A 2,384-nucleotide genomic window follows, 5' to 3' on the forward strand; every position below is an offset into this window, starting at 1 on the left:
AAAAGGACGCGGAAACCGGTGAGCGCTTGGGCGGAGTCCAGTTTGAAGTGCGGAAGATGAATGGTGAGATCATCGGCACCTATACCACCGATCGGTACGGCGTGATCCGTCTGCCGGAGGTAGAGGAAGGATGGTACACCGTCACCGAGGTGCGCGCCCCGGATGGTTACATCCTGGACGATACGCCCCAATCGGTGGAAGTGAAGGACGGAAAAACCGCCGCCATTGAGCTTTATAACCGGAAGGAATCCAATATCCTGATCCACAAGGTAGACAGCCAGACCGGCAAGGGCTTGTATGGAGCCACCTTCCTGCTCTACGACAAAAACCGCCGCCCCATTGGCCAGTACACCTCTGACCAAGACGGTTATGTGTATATCGAGGACGGCCTCCCGGACGGCAAGTATTATGTCCGGGAGATCAAAGCCCCGGAGGGATATCTGCTGGACGAAGAGCTGAAAACCTTCTATGTGAAATACGGCCAGGTCAGTGAAATTCGTTGGGAGAACACAGCGGAAAAAGCCCAGGTGCAGATCGTCAAGAAGAGCAAAAACGCAAACTCCATCAATGGCCTGCCTGCCGGAACGCTCCTGGAAGGAGCGGTGTTTGAGGTCTATGACAAGGCCAACAACAAGGTAGACACCATTGTCACCGACCAGAATGGCCGGGCAGCATCCAAGGCATTGCCCCTGGGACGGTACACCATCCGGGAGGTCAAGGCCCCCAACTATTACAGCATCAATCCCACCACCTTCACCGCTTACCTGGAATATCCCGGGCAGATCGTAGAATTTGAAGTGCTGGATGAAAGCGTGGGCACCGGTGTGTCCATCCAAAAGACCGGGCCGAAAGAAGCGATGCCCGGTCAGCCGGTGAAATACACCTTCTCAGGCATTGGCAACAACTCCACAGTGCCCCTGGACAACTTCTACTGGAGAGATACCTGGCCGGCATGGCAGGTACGGCTTCAGCAGGTAGTCACCGGCACATATAACCAGAATCTGCGCTACAAGATCGTTTACAGGACGACTCACTCCGGCAGCTCCTATCGGACGCTGGCAGACAATCTGAGTACGCAGCAGAACTATGCCATTGACGCCAGCCCTGCGGCACTGAATCTGGCAGCCGGTGAGCGAGTGACCGAGATCATGTTTGTTTTCGGCACGGTCAAGGCAGGCTTCCGCCAAGTGGAAGCTCCGTCCCTGTCGGGTGTGACCATCGGCGGTCTGGCTGGTGGCAGCACATTCACTAATGTGGCCGATGTGGGCGGCACTTACGGCGGTGAGTGGATCATGGCGGTAACACGCTGGGTCACGAAAGTTTACGCTAAAACCATTATCAAACTGCCCCAGACGGGCTTTTAACGGTTTGTCTGGAAGGAACGGCAAAGAGGAAGCGCTTTTGTTACACATTTTTCATCAATCTGCAAAAACCGGCGACCTGTGCGCCGGTTTTTGCACTTCTCAAGGGACAAGTGTGCGCCGAAGGCGTGCACGCAGACCCTTGCGAATATCCGGACAAGCGGTCACACCGCTTGTCCGGCGTTGGAAGGGGGGAAGGTGATTGAAAAAAGATGAAGGGTGGGTCGTGTGGCTGGTGATGGCCATACCGGTTATCTGGGCAGCACTGCTGTTGGCCGGATGCTGGCAGGATGGTATGACCCTTTTGCCTTGGTTGGAAAGCTTCATGGAAGCGACCGAGCACCCTTTTGCGATCTCTTTGGGTAGTAAGACCGGGCCGGTGGTGCTCATGGCCCTGGCTTGCTATGGGGCGGCAGTGGCAGCCTACTACTCCTGGAAAGGGAACAGGCGTCCTGGAGAAGAGTATGGCAGCGCTCATTGGGGATCACCCCAGGCGCTGCGGAAGAAGTACCAAGATGCCAAAGCAAAGCTGAACAACATCATTCTCACTCAAAATATGCAGATGGGACTGGACAACCAGCGATACCGGCGCAATCTCAACATTGTGGTGATTGGTGGTTCTGGCGCGGGTAAGACCCGGTTCTTTTGCAAGCCAGGCATTATGTCCGCCAACTGTTCCTATCTCATTATCGATCCGAAAGGCGAAATGCTCCGGGATACAGGCAATCTGCTGCTCCAGGAAGGTTACGATGTGAAAGTGTTCAATCTCAATGATCCGGACAATTCAGATTGCTACAATCCTTTCCGGTATATCCGGGATGAAAAGGATGTGCTGCGGCTCATCGACAACCTGATCAAGAACACCACAGCGAAAAACGCCACCAGCTCAGATCCGTTCTGGGAGAGTGCGACTCGTTCGCTGGCGGTAAAAAGTCAGCGGACAAACAACAAAATACCGTTGTTTGGATAACTGGTAACTCGACAGGTGGAATGACGGGGTAACGCCCTGAAACGCCTGCCCTC

2 protein-coding genes are annotated in these 2,384 nt (G+C 54.7%); both read left to right on the forward strand.

Going from position 1 to position 2,384, the window contains the following annotated elements; all coding sequences use genetic code 11:
- Nucleotides 1-1,364 (forward strand): collagen binding domain-containing protein (locus KQI26_RS14995; protein ID WP_253292901.1); only part of this gene is annotated, 1,364 nt, incomplete at its 5' end.
- A 199-nt stretch (nt 1,365-1,563) separates the two neighbouring features.
- Entirely contained in the window at nt 1,564-2,331 is a 768-nt protein-coding gene (locus tag KQI26_RS15000; protein ID WP_253292902.1) for a type IV secretory system conjugative DNA transfer family protein, read from the forward strand.
- Nucleotides 2,332-2,384 lie beyond the last annotated feature (53 nt).

The sequence above is a fragment of the Intestinimonas sp. MSJ-38 genome (assembly GCF_018917925.1).
GTDB lineage: Bacteria > Bacillota > Clostridia > Oscillospirales > Butyricicoccaceae > Pseudobutyricicoccus.